Raw genomic sequence first — 17017 nt, 5'->3', positions numbered from 1 at the left:
GTCAGATAGATAAGTTGATATTAAAGGCGCGTACTTTGTAAAGCCCGGACTGGATAACCTTTTTTTCATACCCCCAGTTGAGAAGTTGTGTTTTGATGCGCTGAACTTCACTTGTAGCCATACGTGGGTCAAGTACGATTTCATCGAAAAGATTATGGGGATCGACCTCGAAGTTAAAGAAATCGTGGAGGTTTCCCGTGTCTCTATAAATTAGGCGGACTTCATTTTCATGCTTGAAGGCTAGGCGTTTGAAATAAAAAGAAGAGGCCTGACCCCAACCAGACTGGTCCATGACCTTCCCATTCATACGGCTGCTATCTTTGAGCATTTCAGTGAGTGATTTTTGGGATTGATATTTCACCTTTCCGACAAACGAGGAAAGGTTATATTCATCGTTATGGAGTGTTCGAAAACTCCCCCCTTTCTGAAACAAGGGACGAAAAAGCTTCCTGATGGTTGTTTTCACCTTTACCCCATTCTTTTCTGGGGAATAGATTCTCCACATGGCGTCACTTTCGCGGGTGCGGGACCAGCACTGGCCGTAGTAATGGTTTCTAAAGCCGGTATTGAAAGTTGTTCCATCATTTAAAGTACCCTGCGCACCGAGTATAAAATTTTCAAAAGGATCGTCCCACAAAGATGGCTTGACCAAGGTAAGCTGCCTGTCGATAAAAATGCTTTCCAGACGTTGAAAGCTAAAAATCCTGTAAATGGGTTTATCTAGGTCTTCTGCATTTATGAAGATTAGGTTTTTGAGCATTAGGTTAATGTTTTGTATTCTAGATTATGGGTAAAATTTACTGATCATGCGCATTTATTAATTTCACTAGCTAACTGCACTTTGCTGGGAGCAATCTGATCAGATTATGACTCTATTTGGCTTTTTTTTTTGCATATTCTTTGCCTTTGGCGTAAGAAAAACAAACATAAGGTCACTCGAAGAAATGACTTTATGTCTGTGTCAAATTAACGATTTGCTTTTGAACTAGGATGAGATTATCCGTTGATTAAATTCCCTGGGCCTTTCTGCCAGCCGGTCACCCTTTTTCCTTCTTCCAATAATTTGCCGCTCCTATAATGCCACTGATTGGTTTTGCTATCGTAGGCCAGATATTCTGCATAAATTTCGTTTCCACTAACGACATTGGTAATGACGAAGCGCCCGTCTTCAGGAAGCTGATAACTGGTTAGTTTCCATTCTTCCATTACAGCTCCCCTCCGTTGTAAATAATTTCATATATTCCATCTTCCTCACCATAGAGATCTTCCTTAATTTTTTTCACCTTTAGCGTCCGATACTCATTACTGTAATGGACATTGAGTTCATTACCTTCATAAGCTGAAACAGCACGATATAAATCATCTTTTGATTTTCTTATGGTTTCTTTCAGCACGGTGATTTCTTTTTCCAGTTTCCTGATTTCCTTATCGACCTCTTCATTTTGATCAAGGTCACTTACATTGATGGGCCTGGAACGGTCAATTGTAATCTTCGCCCTACTTCTGGCCTGGATCTTTTGTTCTTTTTCTGAGATGGATTGTTTGCTTTTGAGAATACCATCAAGGGCTTTGCCGATTTTATCGGTAATGTCTTTATTCATGAGCGTTTATTTTTAATGGTAAACTTAAAGAATTTTAGTCTTAAAACGAAGTTGCTGTTGTAGAAAAACACACCAAAATTTACAGCTCCATCTGTTATTATCTTTTTTAGAAAATATTTTGGTTATTACTATGAATACACATTCATCTGCCCCTTTGCTTATTGCGAGGAATGCGCTAATGCGCAACCCTTTACGCCCTAGTCTTATACAACAGCTCAACCTATGCTTTCTTTAAACCCATACCTTACGAATTCACCGCCGTAGGTGCCACACCAAACTTCTTTTTAAAAGCATGTGAGAAGTGCGACAGGCTTTCGAAGCCCAGGTCGAGGTAAATGGCAGAAGGTTTTTGATCTTTGCTTTCGATGAGGTGTTTGGCTTCTGTTAGGCGTTTATCTTGCAGCCAATGGCGGGGTGGCGCACCGAAAGTTTTCAGAAAATCGCGTTTAAAACCGGCCAGGCTGCGCCCAGTAAGCTGCGCGAATTTTTCGATGGGCACATTAAAATGAAAGTTGCTCAGCATAAACTTTTCCAGGTCTATTTTATGGGGTTCTGAAAAGTCGAATAAAAAGTTCCGCAGTGCTGGTAAAGCAAGTAACAGTAGTTTAATTCCTTCTTTCACTTTCAAAATGCCCATTTCATTGGTCATGGTGGCACCCGAGCTTCGGGCATAGGGAACAATAGACTGGAAGTATCCTTTTAGGAATTCGTTTGATGGAATCAGGATATTTGGCGGACCAATGTATTTATGGTCTGCGGTTAACTTTTCTTCCAATACGATCTTGCGCAAAAGGTCTTCCTGAAGGGATATGACGATGGTTTCATAGTTCCCTCCGGGCAGTGGTGTTTTGGTGAGTGTACCCAGCTGGTTTTTGCCAATCAACAGCAGTTCTCCTCCGGTCATCGAAATGCTTTGCCCAGCCGTTTCTAAGGTGAACTGCCCTGAAACCTGCAACACCAGGGTGTGGTGGTTCCAGAAACATACTTTCTCTTTCCGCTGGGCAGAGAGGTAAGAATAAAAGATCAGGCCTGGGAGGATTTCTGCTGGATTGGTCATTTAACGTTGTAAATAAGTACCGCCACGTATGGCACCTACTGCAAAAGTAGTATTTAAAGTGTTCATTTCTTGCGGCGTAAATACAATATCGAGCGCTTTAATATTCTCAGGCAAGCGCGATCTACGGCTCATGCTTACCAAAGGCATAATATGATCGCCCTGCTCCTTTACCCAGGCAATAGCAAGCTGTGTAGGTGTACAGCCTTTGTTGTGGGCCAATTGTTTCAGTACCTCTACTTTTTCGAGGTTATGAACCAGGTTTTCACCTTGAAAACGGGAGAAATGATTATGGTAATCATTTTCGGCAAGTGGCGCTTTCATGTCGCCGGTTAATAAACCTTCTGCGGTGTTGGCGAAGGCCACTACGGCAATACCCAGTTCTTTTGCCGCAGGCAGCAGTTCGTTTTCGATCTGACGGTCGGCCAGCGAATAGCCGATTTCCAATGCACTTATGGGGTGGGTTTCATTTGCCTGACGGAGCTGATCAGCCGTAATTTCAGACACCCCAATGTGACGCACTTTGCCTTCTTTAATCAGGTCGGCAACCGTTCCGATGATGTCTGCTACCGGCACACTGTCGTCCATTCGGCAAGGCTGGTAGAGGTCGATGGTTTCGATGCCCAAACGCGTTAGTGAGTAATTGATAAAATTTTTGATCGCAATGGGCCGCAGGTCTAATCCCAGCCACTGGCCGTTGTGAAAGATGGCACCGAATTTTACGCTGATAAAGGCATCGTCTCGCCTGCCTTTAATGGCTTTGCCAATTAACATTTCGTTATGACCGGCACCATAAAAGTCGCCAGTATTTAAAAAATTAATGCCGTTATCTAATGCTTCCTGAATGGTGGCAATGCTTTCTGTTTCGCTGGGTGTAGCACCACCCCATACAGAAGACATACGCATACAGCCCAAACCAAGTTTAGATACGAATGGGCCATTTTGACCCAACTGAATTTTTGTGATGTTGTTCATAAAACAAAGATCAACATTCGAAATACCAAAGACTTTCTTCTACGGCTCAAATATTTTGCTTGTACGGCTCAACTGCAGATTTAATCATATATGATCCGGGGATCCTTAATTGGTGATACATATTGATAAGTTCGCCGTAATTACGGGTACCTATCGCTTCTGGTGCTCTCGAAAATCACTAGGTGTGCACTTATACCTATCGCGAAAGCTTTTGGTAAAATTAGCCACATCATTATAGCCACAATTAAAAGCAATGTCTTTAATCCTTTCGTTTGAAATCAACAGCAGTTCGGCAGCTTTTTCGAGTCTTTTGGTTTTGATATAATTGGCCGGTGTATCGTTGTAATGCCTGGCAAATTCGCGTTTAAAAGACGATAAACTCAAATTATTGAGTTGTGCCAGGGCTTCGATACTGAGCTGTTCAAACAGGTTGGCCTCAATAATTTGTTTAAAGGTGTAGGTAGTAGGCGAAAAAAGCTGTGCAAATATGGTTTGTATGGCCCGGGCATTAGCGGTTTGGGCCAGCAGCAGGATGATTTCTTTTAACTTTAAAACCAGTATATCTTCGTTAACCAGTGCCGGGTGCTGAAAATAAAACAGCAGGCCTTCGATATATTTTTCGATTAAAAAACTGTTGTTTAAAACCTCAACACTTTTGTTCGAAACCATCCGGTCTGATGCCTGAAGTATAACCGGCATCTCCCGGTCGTAGATCCGCTTTAAAATATCGGGATGAAAATTAACGACCATAATTTCATTGATCCCCCCTTCATTTAAGTTACTGATGGTTTTGCTGGCCTGGATACAATTTAAAAACAAGGCATGTCTATGTGGTATATTTACCCGGTCTTCGTCGCGGTGATATTGCATTTCACCTTGTAACATGTACAAAAAGCAGGCATTATCGGTAATGGGAAAATCGAAGGTAAAAGGGGCCTTTATCCTGATGTTTTGGATAATGGATTTACCAAACAAATCGTATTTTTTATGGTTAATGATCATATTAAAAAACCTTCAGCTATAAAAATAGAAAAACTAATGCATGGTTTGGCTTTTCTGCGCCCATGCATTAGCTGATCGGGTATAAAAAGATCCTTTATCCCAAAATCGCATTTTTGGTTTACTGTATTCTAAGCGCGTTACGTTGTTTAATGTATTGGTAAATGGCACCGGCAACAAATGCGATTAACAGCACGAGCAATGTTTGGGCAATTATAGGATCGGTAGGGTTTTTAGCCAGTGGATGCCCCAGCGGAACCCGGGTAAAGGTTTCGTTCACAGTGGGAATGAGCGACAGAAAAAAGCTGAAAGAGAGTAAAAAATTCTCTACATAACGTGCCTTATTGTTGGTACTTCGCTTTACCGAAAGCCAAAAAGCCACCACCACTAAAATAAAAATGAATACCGAAAAAATATGCCCGGCATTAAAGCCTCCATGTTTGGAGATTCCCAATGCAGTTAAAGCAGTAACAGCAGTAGTATAAAAGTATATTTTACCACTAAGCTGCGTTAAATCAATTTTGCCAAAGCGTACAAATGAAATGATTGCTGCTACAATGGCTACAATACCAATAATGGTATGAAAAATTCCTAAACCTGATAGTCCCATAGTCTTTTTTGTTGTTATGTAATTGTTGTTTACAAAAGTGGCTATAGTAAGGCTAAGGCATTTTGCTTATTCGTTCAATTAATTGGTAATCTCGTTCAAAAATGATCAGGTGACTGACCAATGTACCGTCTTGAATTTATTTGTCGTTTCACTATGGGCATGGTGTATGAAAGCAGTTTATCTGTAACAGCTAAACATATTCGGCCTGTAAATGTTATCACTCTATTAGCTGAAATTGTTATGCAAGAAAATAGAGCGCAAGATAATTTTGAGAAACGTTTCAAAGAATGTGATGATAAGTTCAACGCTATATTTAAACTTACCAGTGTGGCCTCAAAGATCATCCGGTCAGACCTCACCATCTTAAAGGTGAATAAGGCGCTTTGCGAACTGTTGGACTATCCGCCAGAACAAATAGAGGGAACAAAAATCCTGGACCATGCCTGTGAAGAGCATATCGCACACTGGCATCACCTCCAGGAAGAGATCTGGTCCAGACAGGTGCCATTCTTCAAACTGCAGGCCTGCCTGTACCGAAGAGACCGCAGCCGCGTATGGGTTGATGTGACTACGATCCTGTATAACGATCAGGGGGAAACCTTTGGATTTACTGTACTGGACGATATTTCCGGAATGAAACAGCTTAAGGAGAGCCAGAAACGTCTGAACCTTGCCCTTAAGTATACGGGTACAGCCATCTTGGAACTGGACCTTGAGACAAAAGAAGTTTTTCGTTCCCGAGACCATGATGAAATCTTTGGCTACCCGCAAAGGCAAGCGCATTGGACCCTGGAAAGCTACTACCCACATATATCAGCAAATGACCTCCCAGTGTTTAAGGAGGCCCTAAACAATATTCAGAATGACGGTGGCGTAGACGTGCAGGTTAGATTAAATACGGCTGACGGCAAGCTTCAATGGCTGAATATAAAGGGCAAAACTGAAACCAATAAGGCGGGTAAAGCTGTGAAACTGGTGGGTGTTATTAACGATATCACCAACGACAAAATTATAGAAAGGCATAAAGACGATTTCATAAGTATTGCCAGCCATGAGCTGAAGACCCCGGTAACCAGCTTAAAGGGATCAGTACAAATGCTGCAGCGGGACGCGAACCGGCAATCTGACCGTACCAGGCGTTTGGTTGCGCAGGCAAGCAGAGGCATAAACCGGATCTCACTGATAATAGACGATTTGCTCAATGCCGGCAAAAATTATCGGGATCAGATTGAACTTCGGAAAACGAACTTCAACCTGTTTGAGCTGGTTCAGGAAATAGTTGAACTGTTTGCTTCCACCGACGTTCCGGCGGTAACGATAACAGGAAAAAAAAATATCATGGTCCATGCAGATTCAGAGCGGATCGGCCGGGTGCTTACTAATCTGATCAGTAATGCAGTTAAATATGCGCCAGGCACTGCAGAGATAAAAGTTGAGCTCATTGATCATGAAACCTACGTTAAAATCTCCGTTATCGATCAGGGCCCCGGGATTGTTGCCGAAAAAATCCCCTTGCTGTTCGACCGGTATTACCAGGCCGCGGGGCAGCAGGAGCAAAATTCAGGACTTGGGCTAGGCCTGTTTATCTGCGCCAACATCGTTCGTAAACATGGGGGAGAGATCGGTGTAGAAAGCGTGCCAGGCGAGCGTACCGACTTTTGGTTCACACTTCCGAAATCCGCAGGCAGTTAGGTTCAACAATATTTACAATTTGCACCGTAGGGCTGGATAATCCCAAAATTCGTTTTAAAATCGCCTTTGGTTAAACGGTTAGTTTGACCTTTTTCCCTGTTTTTACAGCCTCGTATATGGCGTCAATAATTTTAAGATCTTTCAAACCTTCCTCACCGTTTACAGGAACTACCGGCTTGTTATCTTCAAAAATAATAGTGGCCATTTCATCCATCTGTACCGTTTGATGCGTAGTGATGGGCTGTGTGAGTTCACCCTGATGTGTTCTCCCCTTGATCGGGCCATAACCCGTAGAAGGTTGCATTTCTGCAAATCCTTTGTCGCCACTCATAAAAAATCTATCCAGGTAATTGATGTTATAGCTAGACAAGCAGGAGGCTACCGCACCGCTGGGGAAACCGAATTGAAATTGTATGGTCTCATCTACACCTTCTTTAAACTTTGCAGGGTCGGTTTTGGTTTCCTGAGCCGTCACCCAGATCGGCTCTTCTCCCACCATATACCTGGCTCCGTTAATTGCATAGATTCCAATATCCATCATTGATCCCCCGCCGGCAAGTGCTTTGTTTAATCGCCATTGTGTGGGATCGCCTGCTTTAAAACCACATTGTCCCTGGAAAAACCTGATTTTACCGAAGTCGCCTGCATTTCTCATTCGGATCACTTCCAGCGTACGGGGTTCAAAATGCAGTCTATAGCCAACCAGTAACTTTACATTTGCTTTTTTACAGGCATCAAGCATCTCTTGTCCCTCTTTGGCATTCAATGCCATCGGTTTCTCGCATATGGCATGTTTTCCCGCTTTTGCTACCCGGATAACCTGACTATGGTGCAGTGCATTTGGCGTAATCACATAAATCGCATCTATATCCGGATTATTTTTAACCTGATCGAAGTTTTCGTAGTTATAACAATTCTTTTCCGGGATGTTGTACTTCGTTTGCCATTCTTTAATTTTTGAAGGCGTACCGCTAATTACACCAACCAGCTTCGCCTTGGTACAGGCCTTCATCGCTTCTGCTACACGGGTACCATATCCACCTAAACCCATGATGGCTACCTGGAGTACCTTACCCTGGTAAGGTTGTTCAATTTGGTCAGGAACGTTCGCAAATGCCGATATCGATCCCAATTGCAGCATCAATGCTGATGCACCCATTTTTTGTAGAAAATCTCTTCTGGTATTCATATTTATCCTGTAGCTATGTTCCTATTCAGCAAAAATTTAAGCAATATGTGCTATTGCCTGTTTTGCCGCTTAATTAACTGATTTACTTCATGATATCTAACACCGACCAGTTACATTTAGTTTTCACCATATGATTTGCGGCTTGATCTAAACTACAAATTGATTTGACAGTTATAATTCAAGAAAGATATTGGCATCGCTGTAGTACCGATCTAATCTTACCGATCCTGGCACCAGTTCACATTCGTTTGATTGTTATTTAGTAAGATTAAGCGCACAGATCCATTCCAAACAGGGGTATAAATTGATATGCGGCCGAAGGAAAAAACCGCATATCAATCATTAATTTACGATCAATCGCAAACAGAACTAGCGGGTACCATCGCAAACACCCCTAAAATAGCCAACAGATTCAGCTATTCCTGCTAAGGGATCTTTCATGTCTTTTTCATACTCTAAACTACAGCAGCCCTGGTAATTAACCTTTCTCAGCATTTTTACGAATGCAGGGATATCAATTACGCCACGGCCGAGTTCGCAAGTGGTACCTTCATTTGCCGCGACAGTTACATTCTTTAAATGCATATCAAAAATACGTTTCGAGAATTTCTGAAGGTCTGCAACCGAATCCCGCCCATCTCTTTTGTTATGCCCCATATCAAAGCATATACCAACACGTTGATCCAGGTTTTTAATGAGGTTGTAGATGCTTTCTGCATTTGGATATAGTTTATCCTGCGGGCCATGATTATGAATGGCATAACGAATATTATATTCTTTTGTCTTTTGGGCAACATACTCCAGGTCAGCATGCGCTGGAATTCCGATCAACAGATCAACACCAACCCTTTTTGCATAATCAAATGCATTATCGATCTCTTCTTTATTTTTGGTGTATATAGGGCCTACGGCATACCCTACTATGTTATTATCCTTAAGTTTAGCATGAAAGGCAGCAATTTCTTCTGCTGTACTTTTAAAAGGCAAATGAAAGTCTTTAATACAGAGGTAATGTACATCAACCTTTTTCATCATTTTAAGCGATTCGTCAAGGTTAAAGTTAAGGAAGCTATAACCGGCGATTGCTAATTTAAAAGCGTCTTTACCCGCGGCATTACCTTTAGCAGGCGCTGCAAAAACTGACGGGGCATCGATCAGCGTTGCTGCAGTTAGCCCCAATATTCCTGTTTGTAAAAAATTTCTTCTTGTAGTCATTTTAATCTATTTGGCGAATAAAGTTAATATTTAAATTGGTGCAGTTCAAACCTGCAAACAGATCTTTTAAAAAAATGAACTGTTTCACAGCATCAATTTTTGCCAGCTATAAAGCTTAAATAGCTAATGTTCCTCACCTTCTTCTTCAGCGTTCTTAACCTTGCTTAACAGATCGTAGGCGCCTTTTACCACCACCTTCACATCATTGATCTGCCCGGCAAAAGAAACCTGGGTGTAACCATTTTCGGCAACACCTGTTTTCACTTCTGTCATCCTGTACCGATAAGTGCTACGGCCCTTATCAGCAGGCTGATCTATAAATACGAACTTTTTGCCTTCAAACTCAACAATAGCGGCATCGGGTAGTGCTTCAACTTTGTTCATTCCACTTTCCACATAAGCCTTAAGGTACATGCCCGGAAGCAGCTGTGTATCCTCCTTATCCAGGTGGCAATGAATTTGCACGGTACGTTCTTTGCTAATTTCCCTGCCGATGAGATAAACCGTAGCCATGCGCTCCTTTTCTTCATTGGCCAGTACAAAGCGGACTTTCTGCCCCAGCTTAAGTTTGGGTACATCCTTTTCAAATACCGTAAGCTCTGCATGCAGGTGCTCGGTATCGGCAATTTTAAACAACACATCGGTGGTGCTGGCAAAGGCACCTATATTGGTATTAACCTGCGTAACGTAACCCGCCATTGGCGTATAGAGGTTAAAGGTTTTCTGGATCTGTCCTTTTTCCAGTGCCGCAAAACTGATGTTCATAATGGAAAGTTTCGAACGCTGCCCCAGCAATCTTGCACTCACACTCTGGTATTCGCTCCTTGCTTTCTGAAGTACTTTTTTGGAATTTACGTTTTCCTTTGCCAATTCTTCCTGGCGATCGAGCTCCTGCTTTAAAAACTGCAGCTGGCTTTTATAGTCCAGATAATCTTGTTGCATCTGAATAAATTCCGGATTCTGCATTACGGCTACGAGCGCCCCTTTGGCTACCCGTTTTCCCTGTAGCATATCGGTGCTTTTTACAATACCTTCCAGCGGTGTGGAAATAGATACCAGGCTTTGCGGGGGAAGATCGAGCATGCCGTTTACTTTCGTTGTTCCGCTTAATTCTTTCAGTTCAATGTCTCCCAGCGTAATTTCTGATAGTTTGTGCTGCTCTGGGGTAAGGGTTACAATATCGCTCTCTTCGTGAACGGTCTCTTTTTCGGGCTCCTTTTCTGTATTGGGGCTGCTACAGCCAGCCAAATAAAATGGAAAGGACAGCAGGGTAAGATATTTATATATGGATCTCATGAGATTTATGCTTTAAAATGATTTGTTGTTACCGGTTAAAAATTCAATCTGGTTGATGCTCTGGCTTAACTGGAGTAGGGCCATCAGGCGCCCCTCGTAAATACCATTTGCCTGTTTAAGGTTCAACAGGTATTCCGAATAGCCTATTTCTCCGTTCTGGTAGGCGATGCGGCTATTTTTTAATATCAGTGCCGCATTGGCTAGCGCCGAAGTAATAAAATAGTCGTAACGTTTCCTGTTTTTCAGGTATTCGCCCAGAACCTGCTGGTACTGGCCTGTTAGTTTTCGCTGATGGAGCTGCAGGTCGTTCGAGGCAATATCCCTGTTAATGGATGCGGCCTTTGCTTTCGCAGAATAAGCGCTGTAAAATAGCGGAATGGAAAGCCCCACCTGAAAGCCCTGAAAACGTTTGTCGCGGCCAAAGAATACATCACTGCCGTTAACGTTTTGAAAACCGGTTAGCGACTGGTTAAAATAGCCCAGGGTAAAATCGGGCATTGCTTTGGCAAGCTCTACTTTTCGCTGTTTTTCGGCAATCACAATCTGTTGCCTGAAATAGGCAATGGCTGGATTTTCATGTAGAAGAGCCGTATCTCCGATCGAGATCTCGGGTGTTTCCTTTAAAAACTTGTCGGCAATTAGGGGTAGTCCACCCCCGCCAAGAAGCGTAGCCAGCTGCGTTTTATAAATTTCGATATCAGACCGGTCTTGATCGAGCAGGTTCTGTACATCTTTAAGCTGCGTCTCTGCGGCTACCTTTTCAAGCAGGTTACCCTCGCCTGTTTTGTATTTTAGCGAAGCTGATTTTACAAAACCCTTATAAATACTGTCTTGCTCGAGCAGCAGTTTTTCCTTCGAATAGAGGTACTGAAGATTGGTGTACACCGTCTTCACCTGAAAAATGAGTTCGTTTTTACTTGAAGCCACCTGAAGCTGGCCTGATTTGATACGTTCATCCCCTAATGCAGCATTTGCGGCGAAAAGTGTTGGAAAGGGAATGTTTTGCGAAATGGTAAAGTTGTTGTCGTTTTTGATCAGACTGTTGTACTGCCCATAAAGCATAGACACTTCAGTTTTGGGCATTTCGAAGGCGCTTTTCCTGAGTGCCTGTTGCAGCCCTACACCAAGGTTAGCCCCGCTAATCGCCCTGTTGTTTTCCAGTGCCGATGATATTGCCCGTTCAAGCGTTAATGCAGTTTGGGCCTTAGCAGGCTGAAATCCAAACAGCGTAACAAACACTACAATTATTCCCGCTATAGGAGCAATTCTTACTTTTTTGCGCCCCATTTTTTCTACCCAGATATAAAGCACCGGAAGTACCAAAAGGGTCAGTAGTGTGGCAGAGATCAGTCCGCCGATAACAACCGTTGCCAATGGACGCTGTACTTCAGCACCGCTTCCGCCCGAAATGGCCATTGGAAGAAAGCCCAGAGAAGCTACAAGGGCTGTCATAATCACCGGGCGAAGCCTAACCGAAGTTCCTGTTCTGATAATTTCGAGAATATTGTTCATTCCTTCTTTTTTTAACCTGTTAAATTCACTGATCAGTACGATACCATTCAATACCGCCACGCCAAAAAGGGCAATAAAACCGATGCCTGCGGAGATGCTAAACGGCATGCCCCTTGCCCATAGGGCAAATACGCCACCAATGGCCGACAATGGAATTGCGGTAAAAATTAAAAGCGCATGTTTAATCGATGAAAAAGTAAGATAAAGCAACAGCAAAATGAGCAATAGGGCCAGTGGCACAGCAATACCCAATCTTTTGGTGGCTGCCTGCAGGTTCTCAAAAGTGCCGCCAAAGGTTGGATAATAACCTGGTAAAAACTTAACCTCTGTATCAATCTTCTGCTGGATTTCCTTTACAATACTTTCCACATCCCTTCCCCTCACATTAAAGCCAACGGTAATCCGCCGCTTTGCATCGTCACGCTGGATCTGGTTTGGCCCTTCCCTGTACTGGATATCAGCCAGTTGTTCCAGCGGGATCTGGTTGCCATTTGGTGCAGTTACAAACAGGTTCTTCACATCTTCAAGCGACTGCCTGTTTTCTTTTTCCAGGCGTACAACCATATCGAACCGTTTTTCGCCCTCGAATACCAGGCCAGCTACCTCTCCTGCAAATCCGGAGCGGATAGCCGTATTCACATCTTCGATATTCAGTCCGAACTGCGCAATCTTTTCTCTATGGAATTTGATGATCACCTGTGGAAGTCCAGAAGCTTGTTCTACATAAATATCCTCAGCACCTTCGATTTTTCTGGCTATAGCACCAATCTTAGCTGCATAGGTACTCAGTTTCGAAAAATCCTCTCCATAAACCTTGATTACAACATCCTGTCTGGCGCCAGTCATGAGTTCATTAAAGCGCATCTGAATGGGCTGCTGGAAACCGAAAGTAACCCCAGGAATATACTGTTCAAGCTTGGCCTGCATCTTTCCCGCAAGCTCGTCCCTGGTCGAAGCATTTGTCCAGTCGCCTTTATCCTTTAAGATAATAATCAGGTCACAGGCTTCTACCGGCATGGGGTCGGTTGGAATCTCACTGGAGCCAATCTTTCCGATTACCTCTTTTACTTCAGGGAAATTTGCCTTTAATACCTTTGCTGCGCGTGTAGCGGCCTCAATGGTTTGAGAAAGGCTGCTTCCGGTAAGCACCCGGGTTTCTACGGCAAAGTCGCCCTCCTCTAGCGTGGGAATAAATTCGGCGCCCAGATAATTGAAAATAATGAGACAAATGGCGAATAATCCTATGGCAATGCCCACAACAGCCACCCGTGCCCGCAGTGCAAAATTGAGCATTGGGGTGTACACCTTTTGAAAAAAAGACATGATCCTGTCTGAGGTATTTCTTTTGGTGCTGATGGTTTTGTTTAGAAACAGCGCACTCATCATCGGCACATAAGTTAACGACAAGATAAAAGCGCCAAGGATGGCAAAAGTCACCGTTTGGGCCATTGGCCTGAACATCTTGCCTTCTATCCCAACCAGGGCCAGAATCGGCAGGTAAACGATTAGGATAATGATTTCGCCAAAAGCAGCACTGTTACGGATTTTGGAAGCAGATTCAAAAATCTCGGCATCCATCTCCTGCTGGTTTAACCTGTTTTTGTTTTTTCGGATACCCAGATGGTGGAGAGATGCCTCCACGATGATTACCGCTCCATCTACGATTAGCCCAAAATCTATAGCGCCAAGGCTCATCAGGTTTCCGCTGACGCCAAAAAGGTTCATCAGGCATATGGCAAAAAGCATAGCAAGTGGAATAACCGAGGCCACAATCAATCCGGCGCGGAAATTCCCCAAAAGCAGTACCAGTACAAAGATCACAATCAATGCGCCTTCAGCCAGGTTTTTGGTCACCGTACCAATGGCACTGTCTACCAGTTTTGTGCGGTCGAGAAATGGCTCGATCACCACGCCCTCTGGAAGATTCTTTGCAATCTGATCCATCCGGGTTTTTACATTTGCAATAACCTTAGAAGAGTTGGCGCCCTTGAGCATCATTACTACTGCCCCTACTACCTCGCCCTGATCGTTTCTGGTCATGGCGCCGTACCTGGTGGCTGCACCGATCCTCACCTCAGCTACATTTCGGATCAGCACGGGAATGCTATTCTCGTTGGTCCGTACAACGATGTTCTCAATGTCCTCAATACTATTGATAAGCCCCTCACTCCTGATAAAATAGGCATTGGGTTTCTTATCGATGTAAGATCCGCCGGTGTTCTGGTTATTTTTTTCAAGTGCCTTAAAAATGTCGCTGATGGAGATATCCATACTTCTGAGTTTGTCGGGATTAAGGGCAATCTCATACTGTTTGAGGTATCCCCCAAAGCTGCTCACATCTGCTATACCCTCTACGCCCAGGAGCTGACGGCGAACAATCCAGTCTTGAATGGTGCGGAGCTCGGTAGCATCATATTTTTTTTCATATCCCTTTTTGGGATGGATAACGTACTGGTAAATCTCTCCCAGTCCGGTTGTTAATGGTGCAATCTCTGGCGTGCCGATCCCCTTCGGAATGGCTCTTTCTACTTCGGCAAGCCTTTCGCTCACCTGTTGACGGGCCCAGTAAATCTCTACGTTTTCCTTAAACACCACTGTTACAACTGAAAGGCCGAACCTGCTAAAGGAACGGATTTCTTCTATTCCGGGAATAGTGGCCATGGTCTGCTCTACCGGGTAGGTTACAAAACGCTCAATATCTTCTGCGCCGTTGCTTGGTGAAGAGGTAATAATCTGGACCTGATTATTCGTAATATCGGGAAGGGCATCTATGGGCAGCTGTCTAAGGGAGTATATGCCCCAGGCAATCAGCGCCAGTATCATAATTCCCACCAGCAGTTTCTGCCTGATGGAGAATTGTATTATTCTGTTCAGCATTGTCGTTTAAATCAAAAATCAATAAATAGCAGGGCATCATTGCACCTCATGGTGCAAAATTGTGCATGTAAAAAAGCATGCTTTTCATGGATAGCGCCATGAGATAAAAAAATTGATTAAACGAGTTTAGGGGGTTGCCAGATATCGAGTGGTTGTTTTTTCAATGCCGAGCACTGGAAAACCGGGTATGGTTTCCGGAATACCGGAACAATCAGATCTGTTAACTTTTCGGTTGGAAAGTGTTGCCCCACCGAGCAGCAGGCACAGCTGCAGAATGGCGGACAGGATTCTCCGTGCATATGCTCAGCTTTTGATTGATCGCTGTGCACAGTGCTTTCAGTGTGAGACTTCGAAACCATATCTTCCTTGTCCTGGCAGGGCATTAGGCCCAGAAGGATCAGATAAAGAGAAAAAAGGAATACAAAGTTTTTCACCAAGGGCAAATGTAATGATTAATGTTTTTAATTCATAAAGCCCGTTTTTATTTTAATACCTGTTTTGTTTTGATGGTAAAAAAACAATTTATCTCCTCAGGCAGTCTTAATATGCTACGTATCATTATAGATGCAAAGTTATGAGGTAAAGAATGTTGGTTATTTTTATGGCTTGCAATTTTTACAAGCCCTTACATGCGTACTAACCTAAATAATGAACTGGCCACCAAGCCACATTACCCTATATTAGATGGCCTTCGCGGTGTCGCAGCTATAATCGTTGTCACCTTTCACTTAACCGAGCCCTTAGGCACCGGGCACCTCGATATCCTTGTTAACCATGGTTATCTGGCTGTAGATTTTTTCTTCTTATTATCGGGTTTTGTAATGGGCTACGCTTATGACGACCGATGGAATAAAATGAGTGTGGGCAGTTTTTTCAAACGCCGTATTGTACGTTTGCAACCCATGGTGATTTTGGGGATGACCATGGGCGCTATCGGATTCTATTTTACAGATTCTACCATATGGCCGCTCATTCATACTATTCCACTCTGGAAGATGCTGCTGGTACTATTAATTGGCTATACCATCCTACCGATACCACTATCGCTTGATATACGTGGCTGGCAAGAAATGCATCCCATGAACAGTGTGGGCTGGTCCTTGTTTTTCGAATACATTGCCAACATTCTTTATGCGGTGTGGATCAGGAAGTTTTCAAAAACGGCATTAACTATCTTAGTGGTTATCGCCGCTATTGCATTGGCACAGCTGGCCATTACAAACGGCGATGTGAGCGGTGGCTGGACACTGAATGTAGAACAAGTGCGTATTGGCTTTACCCGTACCCTATACCCTTTCTTTGCGGGTTTGTTACTTTCGCGCATTGCCAAGCCCACCCGAATTAAAAATGCCTTTTTATGGTGCAGCCTTTTGGTGGCACTAGTACTTTATATGCCGCGCATTGGCGGTGCTGAGCAGCTTTGGATGAACGGGATTTATGAATCTGTCTGCATTATCATTGTGTTCCCGCTCATCGTGTATATTGGCGCCAGTGGCGTACTGCAAACGCAAAGAGAGCATAAGATATGCAAATTTTTAGGCGATATATCCTATCCACTTTACCTGGTACATTATCCATTGGTTTATTTTTACGTGGCCTGGATCAGCAACCATAAAGGCACAACAATTGTGCAGGCCTGGCCATATGCCTTACTCATTTTAGTTGGTGGGATTGTTTTGGCCTATGCCGCATTAAAATGGTACGACGAGCCAGTGCGCAAATGGTTGCAGAAAAAGTTTGCATAAGACTGAGTTAGGCTTAAAAGAGGCTGTGAGGAATCGTCATTGCGAGAAGGCTTTTTCAGCCGACGAAGCGATCTTACAACGATCGCTACCAGCGTGCGCATTAAGATTGCTTCGTTCCTCGCAATTGTAAGGGTTTAGTAATTCGGTAACAGAATTAGCTTTGTATTAGCTAATGATTGATTTATGCGAATAAACACGAATGATCTTACCTTAAAGCGTAATTACCTGAACAAATACCGTTTCCTGATCACA

The 17017-nt window shown here is 43.4% G+C and carries 14 protein-coding genes; 2 read left to right on the top strand and 12 right to left on the bottom strand.

What is annotated here, in order from left to right:
• Nucleotide 1 precedes the first annotated feature (1 nt).
• The 7 genes from LQ227_RS24565 to LQ227_RS24535 form a co-directional block, all read right to left on the bottom strand.
• Nucleotides 2-760, bottom strand: a complete 759-nt coding sequence (locus LQ227_RS24565) for a DUF2971 domain-containing protein (RefSeq protein WP_230151692.1) — start codon at nucleotides 758-760, stop codon at nucleotides 2-4.
• A gap of 236 nt (nucleotides 761-996) precedes the next feature.
• Nucleotides 997-1206, bottom strand: a complete 210-nt coding sequence (locus LQ227_RS24560) for a hypothetical protein (protein WP_230151690.1) — start codon at nucleotides 1204-1206, stop codon at nucleotides 997-999.
• Nucleotides 1206-1601, bottom strand: coding sequence for a hypothetical protein (locus LQ227_RS24555; protein WP_230151688.1), 396 nt, complete (start codon nucleotides 1599-1601; stop codon nucleotides 1206-1208). Before LQ227_RS24555 ends, LQ227_RS24560 begins: the two co-directional genes overlap by 1 nt.
• A gap of 244 nt (nucleotides 1602-1845) precedes the next feature.
• On the bottom strand, nucleotides 1846-2658 hold the full coding sequence (locus LQ227_RS24550; RefSeq protein WP_230151686.1) for an AraC family transcriptional regulator: 813 nt from the start codon (nucleotides 2656-2658) through the stop codon (nucleotides 1846-1848).
• Nucleotides 2659-3630: an aldo/keto reductase gene (locus tag LQ227_RS24545; RefSeq protein ID WP_230151684.1), complete on the bottom strand. Its 972-nt coding sequence runs from the start codon at nucleotides 3628-3630 to the stop codon at nucleotides 2659-2661.
• Nucleotides 3631-3780: 150 nt separating this feature from the next.
• Nucleotides 3781-4632, bottom strand: coding sequence for an AraC family transcriptional regulator (locus tag LQ227_RS24540; RefSeq protein ID WP_230151682.1), 852 nt, complete (start codon nucleotides 4630-4632; stop codon nucleotides 3781-3783).
• A 118-nt stretch (nucleotides 4633-4750) separates the two neighbouring features.
• Nucleotides 4751-5239: a hypothetical protein gene (locus tag LQ227_RS24535; RefSeq protein WP_230151680.1), complete on the bottom strand. Its 489-nt coding sequence runs from the start codon at nucleotides 5237-5239 to the stop codon at nucleotides 4751-4753.
• A 120-nt stretch (nucleotides 5240-5359) separates the two neighbouring features.
• Here LQ227_RS24535 and LQ227_RS24530 point away from each other — a divergent pair, with 120 nt between their 5' ends.
• Nucleotides 5360-6931: a PAS domain-containing sensor histidine kinase gene (locus tag LQ227_RS24530; RefSeq protein ID WP_230151668.1), complete on the top strand. Its 1572-nt coding sequence runs from the start codon at nucleotides 5360-5362 to the stop codon at nucleotides 6929-6931.
• A 70-nt stretch (nucleotides 6932-7001) separates the two neighbouring features.
• Here LQ227_RS24530 and LQ227_RS24525 read toward each other — a convergent pair whose 3' ends face one another.
• The 5 genes from LQ227_RS24525 to LQ227_RS25670 form a co-directional block, all read right to left on the bottom strand.
• Entirely contained in the window at nucleotides 7002-8120 is a 1119-nt protein-coding gene (locus LQ227_RS24525; protein WP_230151666.1) for a Gfo/Idh/MocA family protein, read from the bottom strand.
• Between the two features lie 369 nt (nucleotides 8121-8489).
• Nucleotides 8490-9335 carry a sugar phosphate isomerase/epimerase gene (locus LQ227_RS24520; RefSeq protein WP_230146370.1) on the bottom strand — a complete coding sequence of 282 codons (846 nt, stop codon included), beginning with the start codon at nucleotides 9333-9335 and terminating at the stop codon, nucleotides 8490-8492.
• Nucleotides 9336-9458: 123 nt separating this feature from the next.
• Nucleotides 9459-10631 carry an efflux RND transporter periplasmic adaptor subunit gene (locus LQ227_RS24515; RefSeq protein ID WP_230151664.1) on the bottom strand — a complete coding sequence of 391 codons (1173 nt, stop codon included), beginning with the start codon at nucleotides 10629-10631 and terminating at the stop codon, nucleotides 9459-9461.
• Nucleotides 10632-10643: 12 nt separating this feature from the next.
• A complete protein-coding gene (locus LQ227_RS24510; RefSeq protein WP_230151662.1) occupies nucleotides 10644-15020 on the bottom strand; it encodes a CusA/CzcA family heavy metal efflux RND transporter in 4377 nt (1458 codons plus the stop codon).
• Nucleotides 15021-15136: 116 nt separating this feature from the next.
• A complete protein-coding gene (locus LQ227_RS25670) occupies nucleotides 15137-15454 on the bottom strand; it encodes a DUF6660 family protein (RefSeq protein WP_371823070.1) in 318 nt (105 codons plus the stop codon).
• Nucleotides 15455-15649: 195 nt separating this feature from the next.
• On the opposite strand from LQ227_RS25670, the gene LQ227_RS24505 reads away from it, so the two are divergent.
• Complete coding sequence (locus LQ227_RS24505) at nucleotides 15650-16765, top strand: acyltransferase (RefSeq protein ID WP_230151661.1); 1116 nt, start codon at nucleotides 15650-15652, stop codon at nucleotides 16763-16765.
• Nucleotides 16766-17017 lie beyond the last annotated feature (252 nt).

It is taken from the genome of Pedobacter sp. Bi27, from assembly GCF_918698255.1.
GTDB lineage: Bacteria > Bacteroidota > Bacteroidia > Sphingobacteriales > Sphingobacteriaceae > Pedobacter.
The sequence above is the reverse complement of the archived record's forward strand: the minus strand, read 5'-3'. Positions and strand labels throughout refer to the sequence as shown.

Coding starts and splice junctions, on each gene's coding strand:
- LQ227_RS24540 (WP_230151682.1), bottom strand. CDS start 4,632: ATGATCATTAACCATAAAAAATACGATTTGTTTGGTAAATCCATTATC.
- LQ227_RS24550 (WP_230151686.1), bottom strand. CDS start 2,658: ATGACCAATCCAGCAGAAATCCTCCCAGGCCTGATCTTTTATTCTTAC.
- LQ227_RS24520 (WP_230146370.1), bottom strand. CDS start 9,335: ATGACTACAAGAAGAAATTTTTTACAAACAGGAATATTGGGGCTAACT.
- LQ227_RS24545 (WP_230151684.1), bottom strand. CDS start 3,630: ATGAACAACATCACAAAAATTCAGTTGGGTCAAAATGGCCCATTCGTA.
- LQ227_RS24530 (WP_230151668.1), top strand. CDS start 5,360: ATGTACCGTCTTGAATTTATTTGTCGTTTCACTATGGGCATGGTGTAT.
- LQ227_RS24555 (WP_230151688.1), bottom strand. CDS start 1,601: ATGAATAAAGACATTACCGATAAAATCGGCAAAGCCCTTGATGGTATT.
- LQ227_RS24565 (WP_230151692.1), bottom strand. CDS start 760: ATGCTCAAAAACCTAATCTTCATAAATGCAGAAGACCTAGATAAACCC.
- LQ227_RS24505 (WP_230151661.1), top strand. CDS start 15,650: ATGCGTACTAACCTAAATAATGAACTGGCCACCAAGCCACATTACCCT.
- LQ227_RS24515 (WP_230151664.1), bottom strand. CDS start 10,631: ATGAGATCCATATATAAATATCTTACCCTGCTGTCCTTTCCATTTTAT.
- LQ227_RS24535 (WP_230151680.1), bottom strand. CDS start 5,239: ATGGGACTATCAGGTTTAGGAATTTTTCATACCATTATTGGTATTGTA.
- LQ227_RS24525 (WP_230151666.1), bottom strand. CDS start 8,120: ATGAATACCAGAAGAGATTTTCTACAAAAAATGGGTGCATCAGCATTG.
- LQ227_RS24510 (WP_230151662.1), bottom strand. CDS start 15,020: ATGCTGAACAGAATAATACAATTCTCCATCAGGCAGAAACTGCTGGTG.
- LQ227_RS24560 (WP_230151690.1), bottom strand. CDS start 1,206: ATGGAAGAATGGAAACTAACCAGTTATCAGCTTCCTGAAGACGGGCGC.